At 55.4% G+C, this 16203-nt stretch carries 18 protein-coding genes and 1 riboswitch; of the genes, 1 reads left to right on the top strand and 17 read right to left on the bottom strand.

The annotated features are described in order from the left end of the window. Positions 1-78: 78 nt before the first annotated feature. From EDM57_RS19340 to EDM57_RS19265, 16 genes are all read right to left on the bottom strand, one after another. Positions 79-834 (bottom strand): CPBP family intramembrane glutamic endopeptidase, encoded by a 756-nt coding sequence (locus EDM57_RS19340; protein WP_122906333.1) that lies wholly within the window; start codon positions 832-834, stop codon positions 79-81. Between the two features lies 1 nt (position 835). Then, positions 836-1450, bottom strand: coding sequence for an SdpI family protein (locus EDM57_RS19335; RefSeq protein ID WP_122906332.1), 615 nt, complete (start codon positions 1448-1450; stop codon positions 836-838). A gap of 1 nt (position 1451) precedes the next feature. After that, complete coding sequence (locus EDM57_RS19330; RefSeq protein WP_211338277.1) at positions 1452-1718, bottom strand: autorepressor SdpR family transcription factor; 267 nt, start codon at positions 1716-1718, stop codon at positions 1452-1454. Between the two features lie 214 nt (positions 1719-1932). Next, the gene (locus tag EDM57_RS19325; protein ID WP_122906330.1) at positions 1933-2970 is read right to left on the bottom strand and encodes an ABC transporter substrate-binding protein; all 1038 of its coding nucleotides are present in this window, start codon (positions 2968-2970) and stop codon (positions 1933-1935) included. A gap of 26 nt (positions 2971-2996) precedes the next feature. Beyond that, positions 2997-3758, bottom strand: coding sequence for an ABC transporter permease (locus tag EDM57_RS19320; protein ID WP_122906329.1), 762 nt, complete (start codon positions 3756-3758; stop codon positions 2997-2999). After that, positions 3758-4537, bottom strand: a complete 780-nt coding sequence (locus tag EDM57_RS19315; RefSeq protein WP_122906328.1) for an ABC transporter ATP-binding protein — start codon at positions 4535-4537, stop codon at positions 3758-3760. The genes EDM57_RS19320 and EDM57_RS19315 overlap by 1 nt, the downstream gene beginning before the upstream one ends. Further along, positions 4522-5202 (bottom strand): thiaminase II, encoded by a 681-nt coding sequence (gene tenA, locus EDM57_RS19310; RefSeq protein WP_122906327.1) that lies wholly within the window; start codon positions 5200-5202, stop codon positions 4522-4524. Before tenA ends, EDM57_RS19315 begins: the two co-directional genes overlap by 16 nt. 9 nt (positions 5203-5211) lie before the next feature. Beyond that, positions 5212-6498, bottom strand: a complete 1287-nt coding sequence (locus tag EDM57_RS19305) for an acetylornithine deacetylase (RefSeq protein ID WP_122906326.1) — start codon at positions 6496-6498, stop codon at positions 5212-5214. A 1-nt stretch (position 6499) separates the two neighbouring features. Further along, positions 6500-7270, bottom strand: a complete 771-nt coding sequence (locus tag EDM57_RS19300; RefSeq protein WP_122906325.1) for a thiazole synthase — start codon at positions 7268-7270, stop codon at positions 6500-6502. A 5-nt stretch (positions 7271-7275) separates the two neighbouring features. Further along, positions 7276-7479 carry a sulfur carrier protein ThiS gene (thiS, locus tag EDM57_RS19295; RefSeq protein ID WP_122906324.1) on the bottom strand — a complete coding sequence of 68 codons (204 nt, stop codon included), beginning with the start codon at positions 7477-7479 and terminating at the stop codon, positions 7276-7278. A 225-nt stretch (positions 7480-7704) separates the two neighbouring features. After that, a riboswitch (TPP riboswitch) is annotated at positions 7705-7815 on the bottom strand. A gap of 41 nt (positions 7816-7856) precedes the next feature. Further along, a complete protein-coding gene (gene kapB / locus EDM57_RS19290; RefSeq protein ID WP_122906323.1) occupies positions 7857-8240 on the bottom strand; it encodes a kinase-associated lipoprotein KapB in 384 nt (127 codons plus the stop codon). 77 nt (positions 8241-8317) lie between these two features. Further along, a complete protein-coding gene (locus EDM57_RS19285) occupies positions 8318-9529 on the bottom strand; it encodes an alanyl-tRNA editing protein (RefSeq protein ID WP_122906322.1) in 1212 nt (403 codons plus the stop codon). 323 nt (positions 9530-9852) lie between these two features. Further along, positions 9853-10080, bottom strand: coding sequence for a 50S ribosomal protein L7ae (locus EDM57_RS19280; protein WP_122906321.1), 228 nt, complete (start codon positions 10078-10080; stop codon positions 9853-9855). 233 nt (positions 10081-10313) lie between these two features. After that, on the bottom strand, positions 10314-11597 hold the full coding sequence (locus tag EDM57_RS19275) for a glycoside hydrolase family 18 protein (protein ID WP_122906320.1): 1284 nt from the start codon (positions 11595-11597) through the stop codon (positions 10314-10316). Positions 11598-11661: 64 nt separating this feature from the next. Next, positions 11662-11973, bottom strand: a complete 312-nt coding sequence (locus EDM57_RS19270; RefSeq protein ID WP_122906319.1) for a thioredoxin family protein — start codon at positions 11971-11973, stop codon at positions 11662-11664. A gap of 278 nt (positions 11974-12251) precedes the next feature. Next, positions 12252-13748, bottom strand: a complete 1497-nt coding sequence (locus EDM57_RS19265) for a fatty acid--CoA ligase family protein (protein WP_122906318.1) — start codon at positions 13746-13748, stop codon at positions 12252-12254. 170 nt (positions 13749-13918) lie between these two features. On the opposite strand from EDM57_RS19265, the gene EDM57_RS19260 reads away from it, so the two are divergent. Then, positions 13919-14383 (top strand): SgcJ/EcaC family oxidoreductase, encoded by a 465-nt coding sequence (locus EDM57_RS19260; protein WP_122906317.1) that lies wholly within the window; start codon positions 13919-13921, stop codon positions 14381-14383. A gap of 228 nt (positions 14384-14611) precedes the next feature. Here EDM57_RS19260 and brnQ read toward each other — a convergent pair whose 3' ends face one another. After that, positions 14612-15964 (bottom strand): branched-chain amino acid transport system II carrier protein, encoded by a 1353-nt coding sequence (brnQ, locus tag EDM57_RS19255; RefSeq protein ID WP_122906316.1) that lies wholly within the window; start codon positions 15962-15964, stop codon positions 14612-14614. Positions 15965-16203 lie beyond the last annotated feature (239 nt).

The following is a 16203-nucleotide window of genomic DNA, read 5'->3' as shown; positions in this document are numbered from 1 at the left end:
CGTTTAATGGTGAAGAGCTAGAAAATTACATAAAAATAAAAATTTTACTAGTTTCTTGCAAAAACAAACCTGCTTCACTCAGCTTAAAAAGCCGTGAAGCAGGATATCCCCTATCGCGTGAGCAACCATGGCGTACTCCAGCCCGCGTTTCCAGTACAGGTAGCCGAACAATATGCCTGCCACCCCGTTCAAGGCAATCGTCCGCACGAACAAGAGCGGTGTAATCTCGCCAAAATAGACGGACGCCGCAGGAAGATGGCCAAGTCCGAACAAAAAGGCTGCTGTGATGATTCCGGCCCAGTACATCCAGGCCTGGGGAGCAGACTTGCGCTCGAACAGCTTGCTCAATATCCAGACGACGAGTGTCATCATGAACAGCCGCACCATTACTTCCTCGTACACGCCGCCTTGAATCGCCGTCAAGACCCCCGCCCAAACCGGTGTGTTCAAGTCCTGGGCCTTTTCCGCGAGAATCGGCAGCAGCGGCTGGAAAATTTGCCGTTCCAGCAAATAGATCAGCAGCGTGCCGATCAGCCCAAAGATGACCGCCTGTACGATTCCTGGTCCGGTAAAGGATGCTCCCCCCGTTTTATACAGCCAGTTCCGCAAGATTGGCGCATCGAGCCCGACCTTGCCTGCCAATGTCAATCCGGCCCACGCAAGCAGAAATGCCGTGATGCCGCCCTGCAAAACAAACAATGCAATGACAGCCGGCACCGGAAGAGGCACCATGGCGATCGCATCCCCGATCATCGTCAGCAAATAAGGAGTGGCCGCAAGAAAGCCGATTGCGCTTAACACCGCCAGCAGAACCGCTATTTTCAAATTTTTCATGTTATTTCCTCCTCTTGGCGTAGTAGAAGCTGCTCCAGATCGCGGCAAGGATCGTGGCCGCTATGATGAGCAGCAGCACAATGAAGTGAGCGGGTGACGGCAAAAATACAGTCAGGACGATGAGCAGCCCGCCGATAAAAAACACACGGGACGCCAGTTTGTGGGTCATTTTCCATACCTTTTCACTAGCCAGCGTCCAGGGCGTGCGTATCCCGATCAAATAGTTGTGGCGAAAACGCGGCATAAAATTTCCCATGGTAATGAACAGCATTCCGAGAATGAGCGTCGCGGCGGTCGCCATGTTTACCATATATCCGTAACCATATGCGATGATAAGGCCGTGGATGACGAGAAGCGCAACCATCAGCGTGTTCCATATCGCGTCCATGCTGCTTTGGAACTTTTGATAGCTCTGTTTGCGATAGTGGGACGACAGGAAGATCAGCACCATCATCACCGGAACAAACGATACGCCGATAATCTTTGGCGCAAAGCCGTCCGGCTCGCCGTTCACTCCCCAGTGTATGGCCATTTGGTCAGGCATGGAGGGGTAACAAATGATCGCCATCGCGATGCTGGCAAGAAAACACAGAGTAGTCATCGGGGTTATTTTCATGTCATTGCTCCTCTTTCGAATGGAATTGAATAAACCATTTCAACAGGTCCTGAAAAACGGTCGTATTTAACGAGTAGTAGATGTTTTGCCCTTTTCGCTCGTCAAAGACCATTTCCGCCTGCTTCAACAGGTTGAGGTGATGGGAGATGCTCGGTTTTGTCATTTGAAAATGTTCGGCGATTTCGCCAGCCGTTCTGTCTTTTTCCCGCAGCAAGTCGAGAATCTTTCTCCTTGTCGGATCAGACAGCGCTTTAAAGGCTTGATTCATGGACATAATGATCGATCCTACTTTCAGAATATCTTTATTAGATATTTAGAAATTTATCAAAATAACTAACTTAAACATACCATGTAAAACCTTTCCAGTCAACTGACAATGGCAAGCTAACATAAAAACCCCCCGCCAGCCTCACCCTGGCAAAACGAGAACATGCTCGTACCAGGCTGTTTGGCTAACAGGGGGTTTTGCTTTTTCGCTCTGTCTATTTCAGCAGATCACGCATGATGTCTTCTACTTTCACATCGGTCGTAATCAGCTTCTCTTTTTTCATCCAGTCGATCAACGTTTGCCACGACTCGGCTGTCATGGAGCCAAACGGCTTGTCGCCCGCATCCATCAGCGGAATCAGGATGTCCAGACTTTTCGTCTCGATGTCTCTTTCCAGCGGGAACTCGGCGGCTTGCTTGGCGAGCAACAGGTCGAGCGCCTTTTCCTTGTTGTTTTTCACGTAGTCCTGGCCTTTTCCAATCGCACGCAGGAAGCCTTCGACCGCCTGCTGCTTTTTGCCCAGCGTCTCGTCACTGGTCGCAAGCACAAGCTCGTAATAATCCGGCACGCCATAATCAGACGGTTTGAAGACGTGAACCGGGATGCCGTTTTTCTCCAGAATCAGTTGCTCGTGGTTGATGTAACCGCCGACGACCGCGTCCACTTTTTTCGCTGTCAGGGCTGGAACGATGTCAAAGCCGATGTCGGTAAAGGACAGGCCGGAGTCGTCTGCACCCGCATGCTTGACCACCTGGCGAACGATGGATTCGTCAAGCGGAATGGACGGATAGCCGATTTTTTTGCCTGCCAGCTTTTGCGGGCTGTCGATGTCGCCGTCCTTGCGCGTCATGATGACGTTGAGCGGATGGCGCACGAGTGCCGCGACAGACACGACCGGGATTCCTTCGGCGCGCGCCTGGACGAGCTGCGGCTGGTAGCTGATCGCCAGGTCGACTTTGCCTGCCGCCGCCATTTTCAGCGGATCATTGCTGTCCGATGGCATTTGCAGGTTGACCTTGAGGTTTTCTTCCTTGAAAAAGCCTTGCTCTTCTGCGGCGTACAGGAAGGAGTGCACCGCATTCGGATACCAGTCGAGCGCGATTGTCAGCTCGGCAGGCTCCGCCGCATTTTCAGCCGGAGCCGGTGCTTGCGGCGTGGTTGTGCCAGTCCCGGACTGACTGCCGCACGCAGCAAGTCCAGTGGCAAGTGTCAGTGCCAGAATGGTTTTTGTCCATGTATGCATCCGTTTCATGATTGATCTCCCTACTCCTACTTTTTTTACCTGGATATTGGGCGTTTCGTTTTGGTATGCGGAGACAGACGGCGCTCGACCCGCCCGACGAGCCAGAACAGCAGCATGCCCAGGACAGACAGCAGCAGGACCGAGGCAAACAGCGCAGGTGCCTGAAAATTGCCCGATGCCCGTCTGCCGAAGTAGCCAAGCCCCTCGCTCGCACCGAGCCACTCCCCAATCGTCGCACCCGCGACACTGTAAGTCGCGGCCACCTTCAAGCCGCTGAAAAAATGCGGCAGGCTCGACGGCAACTGCAGCTTCGTGAACATTTGCCAGCGGGTAGCGCCCATTGTTTTCAGCAGTTGCAGCATCTCCTTGTCCGTAGAGCGCAGTCCGTCATACGTGTTGACGACAATCGGGAAAAAAGTGAACAGGATCGTCACCGCGATTTTTCCGGACAAATCGTATCCGAACCACAAAATAAAAACAGGAGACAATGCAATAATGGGAACGGTTTGCGAAATGACAATATACGGATAGACCAGTCGCTCGACGACTCGACTCATCTTCATCGCAAAAGCGAGCAAAACGCCAAACACAATCGAGACAGACAGGCCGAGCAGCACTTCTTTCAACGTCGCCCACAAATGCAGCCCGAGAAGTGCGTCGCGCAACTCCCACAGCGCGAGCACGACTGCGCTCGGCGGCGGCAAGATGAACGGCGGCACGGCCAGCAGGCGGCACACAGCCTCCCAGGCGACGAAAAAGAGCGCGATGGAAGTGCCGAACCAAAACCCTCTCGTCATCACGCTTCCCTCCCCAGCGTCTGCAGCCTGGACTGTTCTGTGCGCAGCAAGGTCCAGATTTGTTCGCGCAAGGCGAGAAAGCCGGGCTGATTCCGGCTGCCGACCGTTCGCGGTCGAGGGATGGAAACGTGCAGCTCGATTGGCTGGCGAATCGGCTTGCCCAACAGGACGATCACGCGGTCAGCGAGCAAGATCGCCTCGTCGATGTCGTGCGTAATCATCAGCATCGTACTGCCTGTCTCCTGCCATTTTTCCATCAGCCATTCCTGCATGTCGAGCCGCGTAATGCCATCGAGGGCGCTGAACGGCTCGTCGAGCAGCATCAGGTCTGTTCCGGACAGAAGCGCCCGCAAAAAGGAGACGCGCTGCCGCATGCCGCCGGAAAGCTGGGCAGGATAGGCGTCTGCCCACTCCTGCAATCCGTACCGGGGCAGTTCCTGTCTGACACGCTCGTGCGCTTCCTTTTTCGACACGCCCTTGATCTCCAGCGGCAAGGCTGCATTTTCCACAATTGTCCGCCACGGCATGAGCAGATCGCGCTGGGGCATGTAGCCTACGTGCCCCAACCGCTGTTCCATCCGTTCCTCGCCCAGCCGGATTTCTCCCTGTTCGGGCTGCAAAAGTCCCGCGATCAGTTGGAACAACGTGCTTTTTCCGATCCCGCTTGGCCCGATCAAGCTGACGAACTCGCCTTTTTTCACGCGCAGATCAAAGTCTTCGAGAATCGGCGTACCTGTGTATGAAAAGCGGACGTTGGAAAAAGCTAGTTGATCGCGCACGGCCACATTTCCTCTCTATAGGCCATATCCCAGAACATGTATTCCATCTTGGAGGTGTTGACGAAATACTCTTCCAGTCTCGCCAGCTCCTGCTCGTTTTTCCCTTCTGCCAGCTTGTTCATGATGTCGATCAGCCAGATCGCGAGCTGACCGAACTCGTCCGAACTGTACATGCGCACCCACTCGCCGTACAGCTCGTGGTCCAGCGCCCCTTCGACCTGCGCCAGCCGCTTGCCGATCTCCCAGTAGCTCCACGTGCACGGAAGCAGCGCGCTGACCAGCTCGGCCAGCGAGCCTTGGTGTGCGGCACGCAGCATGTAGCTGGTGTAGCCCAGCATGACAAAGGACGGCTCGGTCGCTTCCAGTTCCTCGCGGGAAATGCCGAAGCGGGCCGCATACTGGCGGTGCAGCTCCATCTCCATGTTGAGCGTCGATTCCTGCAAGGCCGCAAACCGGGCGCTCATCTCCAGGTCGTATGCCTTCACACTTGCAAGCGCGAACATTTTGGCGTAATCAATCAGATAGATGTAGTCCTGCTTCAAGTAAAATTTGAACGACTCCACGGGAAGCGTGCCGTCACCGAGACCCGTTACGAACGGATGCTGGTGAACGCGCTCCCAGATCGGAGCCACACTGCGCAACAATCGGTCTGTAAAGGTTGCCATGCTCTCTTTTCACTCCTTCTCTTCCTTTGACGTATTGCACCAGCTAGCGATGAAGCGGGCCATGATCTGGGCAAACCGGACAAGCTGTTCGGGATCAATCGACTCGTTGACAGCATGGGCGTACTTCAATTCACCCGGACCGAACAGCACTGCAGGAATGCCGGCATGCGCGAACCAGCCTGCGTCCGTGACCGTGGGCGACATGTCCACCACAGGCGCCGCGTGCAGTTCGCTCTCATAGGCGGCTTGCAGCTGCGCCAGGGCCGGATGCTTTGTATCCAGCTCCAGGGACGGGAAAATTTCCCCGCGATCCTCGATCATGGAGCGACCGCCCCAGCGAAAGACGGGAGGATGGTCGCGCAACCACAAGTCAGCCGCTGCTGCCCGTCCGACATGGTCTTCGATTTCGCGAATGATCTGTTCATACGATTCGTTCGGGTAAAAGTGAACGGTAATCCAGAGCGCGCAGCGATCCGCAATAAACGCAGCATGGCGTCCGCCCTCGATTACGGCAGGATTGATCGTATTGCTGCCAGCCGGGAAACCGGGGTACGCCTTCATCACAGCCCAGTCCCGCTCCAGTTCTTGCAGCGCGGTGATGATTTTCGCCATTTTTTCGATGGCTGACGCGCCGCGCACGCCACCTCCGGCATGGATCGTCCGTGCCCGCATCCCGTCGTGCAAGGTCGTCGGGCTCTCAATCGTGATCCATCCGGTAATGACACCGCCCTGCCCTTGCATGTGCAGGTTGCTCGTATCGACAACGACAGCGTAGTCCGCCTGATAGCCGCGTTCGAGCGCAGCCAACGTTCCGGCTTCGCCCGCTTCCTCGCCAATCACCGATTGGAACAGCAAATCGCCTGCCAGCTCGACGCCGTGCTCGCGCAGCATCTGGATGGCGAACAGGCTTGCCGCCAGTCCGCCCTTCATGTCGGCTACACCGCGTCCGTACAGCCGCCCGTCCGCGCCGCGAGTCAAGGAAAACGGCGGATACGTCCAGCTCGCATCGTCCCCGACTTCTGCGACGTCGATGTGCCCGTTGACAATCAGGCTGTTCGCCTTGGCAGGAGCGCTGCCCGGCAGTCGTCCGACGATATTGTCGTCGCCGGGGTAAACGGTCCAGCGATCAACCTCAAAGCCAATGGCTGCAAGCCGATTGGCGAGTACGGTTTGCGCCGCATCGCTGTTTCGCGCTGGCGGACTAACAGTCGGATGGGAAACGAGCTCTGCCAAAAGGGCAAACAGCTCTTCTTTGCGGCTGGCAATCGCTTCTACCGCTTCTGTCAGTCGGTCCACGCTACTCGATCATCCCTTCTGTCGGGCTGCTCGCCGATGCGTAGCGCTTTTTCGCGATCCGTCCTGCGAGGAAGCCTTTGCGTCCCGCTTCCACGCCAAGCTTCATCGCTTCGGCCATCAACACGGGATTGTCCGCAAGCGCGACAGCCGTATTCAGCAGCACGCCGTCAGCGCCCAGCTCCATCGCTTTCGCACAATCGGCTGGCGAACCGATGCCAGCGTCTACGATAACGGGCACTTTGGCGTCCTCGATGATGAAGCGGAGGTTGTTTTCGTTGAGGATGCCTTGTCCAGATCCAATCGGGGATGCGCCCGGCATGACAGCATGCACGCCTACCTCCTGCAAGCGCTTGGCGAGAATCGGATCGTCGTTGGTGTAGGTCAGCACGATAAAGCCTTCCTCCACCAAAATTTTCGACGCTTCCAGCGTGCCAATCGGGTCAGGCAGCAATGTTTTCGGGTCGCCAATGACCTCAACCTTAATCATGTCACACAAGCCGGAAGCCTTCGCCAGACGGGCGATGCGCACCGCTTCCTCCGCCGTGTAAGCTCCCGCTGTGTTCGGCAGCAAAGTGAATTTTTTCAGATCGAGCTGTTCCAAAAAGTTCGGCTCTTGCGGATTTTCCAAATTGAGACGGCGAATCGCAAACGTCAAAATTTCCGCTTCCGACACCTCGACAGCTTTTCCTTGTGTTTCCAAATCTGCGAATTTTCCGGTCCCAAGCAACAGGCGGGAACGAAACTCGTAAGGGCCAATTTTCAATGTATCCATGCTGGTCATCCTCCTCCGACAAAATGAACGATTTCGATGCGGTCTCCGTCTGCAATCGGCGTTTGTTCATACCGGGAGCGGTCGATGATTTCTCCGTTGCGCTCCACGACGACAATCTTCTCCTGCAGGGAATACGAAGCGAGCAGGTCGCGGACTGTGTTGATTTCAGCCGACAGCTCTGCTGTTTTTCCGTTCAGCACAACAACCATTGTATTCCTCCTTCTTGGTGGCACCTGTCGAGGGACAAAAAAACGGCTTCCCTCGCCTGCCGGAAGTCACTCCAGTCAAACGGTGGAAGCCGTATACGTTTCCCATCCGCATCCGCTCGGACAGATGGAAGTAAAAAAACCATCCGCCGTGGGATGGTTGAGTGGATCTCATCATCATCTGGCAGCAGTTTTCCGGCAAATACGCCGCAACTGCCGCACCGTGAAATCGATTCCTATACCTCTTCCTCCGCTGGCATGACCCAGGTCAGGTTCAACGGTCAGTAACACGCTCGTTACAATCTCAGCCGACGATGCTCGGCCCCCGTTTGGTAGTAAGCCTATGAAATTGTCGTACATTCGAGTATTACAGTACCATTCTATTTCGTGTTTGTAAAGGTTTCCTTGTACATCGATTCCAGTACAGCCAGGCAACGTTCGGACCAGGCCGCCATTTTTTTCAGCTTCTCCATTTCCCGCTCCATCGCGATGCGCACAGACTCTTTGTAGTCGGGCACTTCGCCGTTGTAGCGGATGGCAGATGCGGCCGGGGTCATGAATTTTTCCTGGTAGGAGAGCGCCGGGCGCTGGTGAAACAGCGGCACATCCACCTCGTAGGCCGTATGCAGGTCGCCCTGCTGCGGGTATTTCGTCACGGCTAGCACCTTGACCAACAATTTCGTATCGTGAATTTCCAGCACTTCCGCAATATACTCTCCTGTCCGCTGCGTCACGCGAACTTTATCACCGGGATTCCATAGCATTGTCGTTTCCTCCTTGCATCAACCATCATCGTAGAGGCCAGGCGCAAGCGGCCTGGCCGCGAATCGCAACTCGCCCGTCAGACCAGAGACTCGGCAAGCAGCTTGCGGGCATGCGCCAGCACTTCGTCCACAGCAGGCGCTGGTTGACCGCCGCCCTGCGCCATCGCCGGATTGCCGCCGCCTTTTCCCCCAATCAACGGCAGCGTCTCCTTGATTAGCTGATTGACAGCGACGTTCACAGCCTGACCCCGTGCAAATACTAGCTGGGTCTTCTCGTCAGTCGCGGCGGCCAGCAAGCATACGACGTCCGGCGCCTCCGCGACCGCAAGCTGGGCGAACTGCTGCAACTGCTGAATGGTTTTGTCCGGGAAAACTTGTGTGATGACCCGCGCTGCTCCCACTTGCTCTGCCATGTCAAGCTGCTTTCGGACCTCGCCTTCCAGCAGTTGCTTTTCGGCGTCGACGAGTCTTGCTTTCAAGCTGTCCCGTTCGGCCAGCACGCGCTCTGCCTGCGCGATCAGGTCAGCTTCACTGGTTGCAAAAAGCTTTGCCAGTTCACGCACAGCCCCCTGCTTGCGTGTGTAATCGCGCAAAGCGCGCAAGCCGCAGATGAACTCCAACCGGATGTTTCCGCGATGGCGCTCCCAGCCGAGAATTTTTATCATGCCCACTTCGCCTGTATGCGCAGGATGTGTGCCGCCGCACGGATTGTAGTCGTACTCCGGGATGATGACGACGCGAACATTTTCCGTGACCGTCGGCTGTTTTTTCAATGGCAGTGCAGCCAGCTCTTCGTCGTCGACAAACCGGGCGATGATCGGACGGTTTTCCAGCACGACCTGATTGGCCCGCTGCTCTACCGCTTCCCATACGTCCGGCGTCAGTTCATCCAGGCGGACGTCGATTGTCACGCGTTCTTTTCCCAAGTGAAACGCGACCGTCTCCGCCTGCACCACTTCCAGAAACGCGGCGGACAAAATGTGCTGTCCGGCATGCTGCTGCATGTGATCGAAGCGGCGGTCCCAATCGATCTGACCGACCACTTCCGTGCAGTCCTCCGGCAGCGGAGCTTCCAGCCGATGACGTACCTCGCCCGCTACTTCTTCCACGTCAATGACCCGACATTCTCCGAGCGTGCCCAGATCGGCAGGCTGTCCGCCTCCCGTCGGGTAAAAAGCCGTCTGGCTGAGCACGGCATACGGCGTACCGTCCTCTTCCCGGCCTTGCTTGATTACTTGCGCCGTAAACGTTCTCACATACGCATCTTGATAATAGATTCTGTCTTTCATTTTTGCTCCTTGCCGCCGGAACGAAAAAAGCGATTTGCTTTTTCCATTCCGGCCATTTTCTCCCGCCAGGGGTGCTCATATATGGATAGAAAAGTGATCGAACAACTTGTTGCCCTATGTACGTTAAGCACTCTCGTTTTTTTAAAAATCGAAGCGCTCTTTCTACGAGATGGATCAAAAAAGCGCGCGCAAAGCTAGCAACAGCAACCTATTGACGGCGAAGAAATGCTCCTGTGCTGGCGCGAGAGCGAAGAATCTTTCCCCACTACAACAGGCTGCACGCAGACTTCATGGGCCGCAAACCGAACCGCCGACGGCTTTTTCTAGCCAAACAGTCGATCCATCTGCTGTTCGCGCGCGAGGCGCTCTTCCGGGCTTGCCAGATCGTATTTTTTCAACAGGTGAAACAGCTCGTTCAACCGCTCCTGGCTAAGCTCGCCTTCCAACATGCGCTGGAACTGTCCTACCCGCGCTTCGGACAAAAACGGCGCTTGCTCGGCCAGTTTCTTTTCTACATCCTCTTTGCTGTGATTCAGCTTGCACTCTCCCATCTTTTCTCTCCTTTTCCCGTATTCTTCTAACCATCATACCACGATTGCTACCGATGGAAAACGTGACCGGGCCAACACTCAGCGCTGGGCTGCGCTGCCCTGCCTTGCTGTCGGAGCACGCTCTGAGCAGTGCGCAGTGCGTATGGGGGACTTCCCGGGTGACAGGCCCGATTCATAAACTTGGCTGCGCCAAGCCGTTTGGCGCAGCCCATTCTTATCTGTACGTCTGCTCGCTACGTCCGTTTGCGGACGCGGAAGTTGCTTTCGATCAGCAGCCAGTTTTGCGGAAACGGCAAACCGAGCTTCCAGAAGCTGACTCCACGAATGCCCAGTTGCTTCACCAGATCGAATTTGGCTTGAATCGAGCGGGCGTCCTCAAACCATACCTCATGCCGTTTGCCATCGTCTGCCGTATAGTGGAAAAACGGTGCCTGCGCCCGGTAATCGTAGCGGATTACGGCGTTTTCCCGCGCCGCGAGGGCAATCGCTGCCTGCGGACTCAACGCTCGCGCCGTCGTTCCCTGCTCATACGGCAACGTCCAGTCGTAGCCGTACAAGTTTTGGCCCATCAAAATTTTTTCGGCTGGCATTTCAGTCAGGGCATATTGGAGGACACGACGAACTGGCCCAATTGGCGACACGGCCATCGGCGGCCCCCCGCTGTAGCCCCACTCATACGTCATGATAACGACAAAGTCGGCAATCTCGCCAATCGCCCGGTAATCGTGGGCGCTGTACCACCTGCCTTGCTGCTCGGCGCTCGTCTTCGGTGCCAAAGCGACAGAAAGCATCATCCCCTGGGCGTGCGCCCGGTCGCGAGCCCTGCGCAAAAAGCGGATGTACGCCTCGCGATCCGTAGCCGGGAGCGCCTCCATATCGAAATGGATGTCTCCCATCCCAAGCTCTCTCGCCGTTTGAAAAACGTTGTCGAGCACCTTGTTTTGCAGTTCCTGGTTGTTCAGGATAAGCCCGCCCAGTTCCGTGCTGAACTGGTCGTTTTCCAGATTGGTGACGACGAGCATCAGTACCACATTGTTTTGCCTTGCAATCGCGGGAAAATCGTTCAATGCCGGCCGGGCCAGCGTCCCGTCCCGTCTGATCCGGAAGCTGAACGGTGCCAGGTACGTCAGGTGCGGTGCCGCCGTGCGCACGTCCGCTTCCAGTACAGGCGAAACGGTCCTGCGCGGCTCCGCATACGCATTGAAATCCGCCGCCCGCCGCGGACGGGGCGGGATGTACAAGCGTTGCCCGATTTGCAACGGGCGGTACTGCGATATGTTATTGACGCGGGCCAGTTCGGCTGCGCTGATCTGGTAGCGTTGCCCGATCGTATACAGGGTGTCTCCCTGCCTGACCCAGTGGTAACTCCCGACAATCGGAATCACCATCGCCTGTCCTACGACGAGCCTGCCTGGATCGGGCAGTTCATTTACTTCCGCGATCGCCTCAGCAGTCGACCCATACAGTGCGGCTATGCCAGACAGCGTCTGTCCTTCTTCCACGACATGGATTTGCATGCGCCTCCCCCTTCGCAATATGTCTCTCTTTCTTGTATTCAGCACGAAGGGGTTAGGTGTTTGTCTAGGCGAGTGTTTTCAGCACGTCGTACAAAAAACCGACGGAGTGCAGCGCATAATGCCTGCCCGTGACCTGTTCCCCGCAAAACAGGAACAGCGCCGGGACACTCGTGATTTGCAGCCGCTCCGCGAGGGCTGGGGCCGTGTTGATGTTGAGTCGGTACAAAGGAAGCTGCCTGGAGAGCGCTTCCCTGGCGACAAATAGCATCCGCTCCGCCAGCTTGCAGGTGCCGCACATGGGGGTGTAGATGAACAAGGCGAAGGGCCTGTTTTGTTGGCAAAGGCGGTGGAGCGTGGCGGTGTCGATTTCTTGCATCTGGGGCCTTTCCTTCCTTTTTGTTGATGCTTCATGCTAGGCATATCGGAAATGCCTTGTCAATGGACGGGAAACAAAACATCTTGGTTCGCTTCCCTTTGCAAAGTTCTGCCTGGAAACTTTGCAAAGGGAAGTGATCGCAGCCCCTTCTGCAGCGCCAGAAACTCCAGCCCGCCTGCCACCTGCGCCAAAACCAGAACGAAGCTGTCTTTGCCAAAAAATGAACCAGACTCCTGCGTGGGTCCGGTTCATTTCCTTCTGCTGCCCCCAACTGCTGCTTATTGACGCAAGGCGCGGCGCAATATTTTCCCCGTGCTGTTTTTCGGCAGCTCCGGAACGATTTCAACCAGACGCGGCACTTTGTACTTCGCCAATTTGTCCTGGCAAAACGCGATGATGTCTTCCTGGGACACCGCCACTTCTTTCAACGCGACAAACGCCTTGACCGCTTCGCCGTGCACCTCGTCAGGCACGCCGATCACTGCCGCCTCGATAATCGCCGGATGCTGGTAGAGCACTTCCTCCACCTCACGCGGGTAGACGTTGTAGCCATCGACGAGAATCATGTCTTTTTTGCGGTCGACGATGTACACATACCCTTCCTCATCCATCCGCGCCATATCTCCGGTGTACAGCCAGCCGTCCCGAAGCGTCGCTGCCGTATCCTCCGGCAGACCCAAATAGCCGAGCATGACGTTCGGTCCTTTGACCACCAGCTCACCAACTTCGCCACGGGGCAGTTCGTTGCCCTCCGGATCGACGACCTTGTTTTCGACATGGGGGATGTTCACTCCTACCGATCCAGGCTTTCTCGTTCCGTGCAGCGGATTGAAGGCTGTTGCCGGAGCCGCCTCGGACAGTCCGTAGCCTTCCAGTATTTTCACATCGTACTTCGCTTCGAACTTGTGCAGCAGCTCGACAGGCATGGATGCGCCGCCCGAGCAGCAGAGACGGACGGAAGCGAAATCTTCTTTCGTCGCATCAGGCAGTTGGAGCATGTAGTTGTACATCGTCGGCACGCCCGCAAAGCAGGTTGCTTGCTGCTCCCGGATCGTGCGGACCACCTCTGCCGGATGGAAGCGCGGAATGATAATGATAGATGCCCCGTAGCGGATCGGGCCGTTGAGACAAACGGTCATGCAAAAAACGTGGAACATCGGCAGCACAGCCACCACCCGATCTTCGGGAAGCAGTTCGAACAAAATCCCCATCGCTTCTGCATTGGAAGCCATGTTGCGGTGAGAGAGCATTGCGCCTTTTGGCTGCCCGGTCGTGCCGGATGTGTACAGAATTACAGCGAGATCGTCTTCATGCCGCTCCGGCTCGACAAAGCTGCCGTCCCCTGCTTGTGCAACCTGCTCCAGCGTCAGCCCGTCGCCAGCCGCCTCTGTGTAGATGAGATGTTTCACATGATCGAGTTGTTCTTTCAAAGGGGTGAGGACAGGTTCGAGCGCGGCGAGGGCGATCACGGCTTTGGCCTGGCTGTTGGCGAGGATAAAGCTGATCTCTCTTTGCGTGTAGATTGGATTCATCGGAACGACGGCAGCACCTGTCCGCAAAATCGCGTAGTAAGCGCTTACAAATTGTGGCCGGTTGTCCATGATGAGCGCAACAGCGTCCCCTTTTCCGATCCCGAGCCTGGACAACCCGGAGGCCAGTTCAGCCACCTGCTGGTTCAATTGACGGTACGTGGTCGTCTCCCCCATAAAAACGAAGGCGGGATGGTCCGGAAAATGTTGAGCGCTTTGCAACAAATTTTCATTCAAATGATACATCACACATCTACCCCCTTTCAGAAAATTTTAACATTTCAAACGGACTCGATAAAGCATTTCTTCTCGGAAACGGCTGGGATTTCTGCAAGCAGCGCCGTCCCGGCATTTGGCATCGTTTCGGTTTCGTATGATACACTGATTCAAACAGCCACCCAAGGAGGTACGTCAGGATGGACACAGCAACATGCGAAGATGCGATCCGCAGCCTTTACCAGAAGGTCATCAAGGGCTGGAACGACCACAATGCAGCCGACATGTCTGCGCCGTTTGCGGCAGACGGCGAGCTGATCGGATTCGACGGCAGCCAGATGATCGGACGAAAGACGATTTTTACCCACCTGCACGACATTTTTTCCCATCACCGGACTCCCCCCTTCGTGTACAAGATCAAGTCCGTATGCCTGCTCGGCGAGGAAGTAGGGATGGTTCGCGCCATGGTCGGCATGATCCCGCCCGGAAAAGACGAGCTGGAACCGACGCTCCATGCGCACCAGACGCTTGTCGCCAAAAAACAGGACGAGCAGTGGGAAGACGTGCTGTTTCAAAATACGCCAGCGCAGTTTCACGGGCGGCCCGAACTGGTCGAGCAGTTTACAGAGGAGCTGCGGCCATATGTGCAGCAACAGTTGCTTTAATCGCACGGCTTTTCTCGTAACAACCTTTCCTTTTTTTCCACTTAAAAAAAGGCATGTCCAACGATCTGAAAGAACGTCAGACATGCCGATTAAACAGTGAGTTCAGAGCATCCAAGTATTTTCCTGGCTGGAGCACCATAACCAGCACTTTTGTCATGCAAAACTGCCGCCGCTTCCCCACATCATCGAAAGCACAGGGAACTGCCGCCAAACTCTATTCGCTCTGCCTTATTGTTTGGTCAGGCGAAGCTCATGCGCACGCAGGGATGGTTTGCGAATCAAATAAATGAGGTAGCCGACTGCGCCCCCGACCAAACCAGGAAGCAGCCAGCCCAGCCCGATTGTGTACATGGGCAAGTAGCGTGAAAAGACGTCATGGATCGCCTGGACCTCGATCCCGCCAGCATTCAGCCCGTCAAACAGACTGATGAGAAACGTGGCGAACAAGCAACCCTGATACACCTCTGGCCGCCCGCCAAACGCCTGATGCAAAAACGTCAAAAAGATCAGCGCGATGGCGATGGGGTACATCATCGTCAAAACCGGAACGGACACCTTGATGAGTGCGGTCAGCCCGATATTGGCGACGAGTGTGCTGAACACAGCCAAAATTACGGCAATCTTTTTATACGAAATGCGCGGAAACAAGGCGTGGAAAAACGACGAGCACGCCGTAATCAGTCCAACGCTGGTTGTCAGGCAGGCCGCGGTAATCATCAGACCGAGCAGCAGGCCGCCGTAAGAACCGAAGTAATAATTCGACACTTTGGCCAAAACTTGCGCGCCGTTTTCCAGATGACCGAGCTTTTCCACACTGGAAGCGCCCATGTAGGCGAGCACCGAGTAGAAAAACGCCAGGAGCACACCTGCAATCAGCGTCGCTTTGGCGCACGTCAGCAAAATTTGCTTTCGCGCCGTAACGCCTTTTTCCTTGATCGCCTGAACGATGATGATGCCAAATACAAATGCCCCAAGAGCGTCCAAGGTTAAATAGCCGTCCTGGAATCCTTTGAAAAACGCCTTGGACTGGTAATCCCCCACTGGCGCTTGCAGCTCGCCAATCGGATACACAATGGCCGTCAGGACGATGATGCCGATAAACGTCAGCTTCATCGGTGTCAAGACTTTTCCGACTACATTGATAATTTTTCCAGGATTGAGCGACAACAGGCAAGCGAGCGTGAAGAACAGGACGGTAAAGACAATCAGCGGCACAGGACCGGCCTGCTCGGATAAGAACGGCTTGATCCCGATCTCAAACGACACATTCCCGGAGCGCGGAATGGCAAAAAACGGCCCGATGGCCAAATAGAGCATGATGGTGAAGACGAGGCCAAACAGCGGGTGCACGCGGCTTGCCAGCGAGCGCAAATCGTTTTTACCTGAATACACCAACGCTGTAATTGCCAAAAGTGGAAGGCCAACCCCGGTCACGAGAAAGCCGACGTTGGCTTCCCAGACATTCGTTCCCGCCATCTGTCCGAGCATCGGAGGAAATATCAGATTGCCCGCGCCAAAAAACAGCGCAAACAGCATGAATCCGATGATGACGATGAACGAATAGGAAACTTCTTGATGCATGACAAAACCTCCTGTGATAAAAAGCAAAGGGCTCTTTTCAGCAACCCTCAGATTAGTGAAAAAATTCACGAAGTCTGCCGCTTTATCCAGACTCCAGCCAAACTGGATTCCTTGTCAGATAAATCAGTCCTCCAAACGAATCACTCGATGTTTGCATGACTCTCTCTCCGTTTCTACCTTGCTGCATAAGTCCAACTCTCATAGACTGGCTGGCAAGGAGAAGAGCGACACATCATTTA

The organism is Brevibacillus gelatini (assembly GCF_003710935.1).
GTDB classification, from domain to species: domain Bacteria; phylum Bacillota; class Bacilli; order Brevibacillales; family Brevibacillaceae; genus Brevibacillus; species Brevibacillus gelatini.
The sequence above is the reverse complement of the archived record's forward strand: the minus strand, read 5'-3'. Positions and strand labels throughout refer to the sequence as shown.

Excerpts from the sequence above, each read along its gene's own strand:
- EDM57_RS19335 (WP_122906332.1), bottom strand. The coding sequence starts at position 1,450 with ATGAAAATAACCCCGATGACTACTCTGTGTTTTCTTGCCAGCATCGCG.
- EDM57_RS19270 (WP_122906319.1), bottom strand. The coding sequence starts at position 11,973 with ATGCAAGAAATCGACACCGCCACGCTCCACCGCCTTTGCCAACAAAAC.
- EDM57_RS19285 (WP_122906322.1), bottom strand. The coding sequence starts at position 9,529 with ATGAAAGACAGAATCTATTATCAAGATGCGTATGTGAGAACGTTTACG.
- EDM57_RS19280 (WP_122906321.1), bottom strand. The coding sequence starts at position 10,080 with ATGGGAGAGTGCAAGCTGAATCACAGCAAAGAGGATGTAGAAAAGAAA.
- kapB (WP_122906323.1), bottom strand. The coding sequence starts at position 8,240 with ATGCTATGGAATCCCGGTGATAAAGTTCGCGTGACGCAGCGGACAGGA.
- EDM57_RS19320 (WP_122906329.1), bottom strand. The coding sequence starts at position 3,758 with ATGACGAGAGGGTTTTGGTTCGGCACTTCCATCGCGCTCTTTTTCGTC.
- EDM57_RS19325 (WP_122906330.1), bottom strand. The coding sequence starts at position 2,970 with ATGAAACGGATGCATACATGGACAAAAACCATTCTGGCACTGACACTT.
- EDM57_RS19260 (WP_122906317.1), top strand. The coding sequence starts at position 13,919 with ATGGACACAGCAACATGCGAAGATGCGATCCGCAGCCTTTACCAGAAG.
- EDM57_RS19265 (WP_122906318.1), bottom strand. The coding sequence starts at position 13,748 with ATGTATCATTTGAATGAAAATTTGTTGCAAAGCGCTCAACATTTTCCG.
- brnQ (WP_122906316.1), bottom strand. The coding sequence starts at position 15,964 with ATGCATCAAGAAGTTTCCTATTCGTTCATCGTCATCATCGGATTCATG.
- EDM57_RS19275 (WP_122906320.1), bottom strand. The coding sequence starts at position 11,597 with ATGCAAATCCATGTCGTGGAAGAAGGACAGACGCTGTCTGGCATAGCC.
- EDM57_RS19340 (WP_122906333.1), bottom strand. The coding sequence starts at position 834 with ATGAAAAATTTGAAAATAGCGGTTCTGCTGGCGGTGTTAAGCGCAATC.
- EDM57_RS19330 (WP_211338277.1), bottom strand. The coding sequence starts at position 1,718 with ATGAATCAAGCCTTTAAAGCGCTGTCTGATCCGACAAGGAGAAAGATT.
- EDM57_RS19300 (WP_122906325.1), bottom strand. The coding sequence starts at position 7,270 with ATGGATACATTGAAAATTGGCCCTTACGAGTTTCGTTCCCGCCTGTTG.
- tenA (WP_122906327.1), bottom strand. The coding sequence starts at position 5,202 with ATGGCAACCTTTACAGACCGATTGTTGCGCAGTGTGGCTCCGATCTGG.
- thiS (WP_122906324.1), bottom strand. The coding sequence starts at position 7,479 with ATGGTTGTTGTGCTGAACGGAAAAACAGCAGAGCTGTCGGCTGAAATC.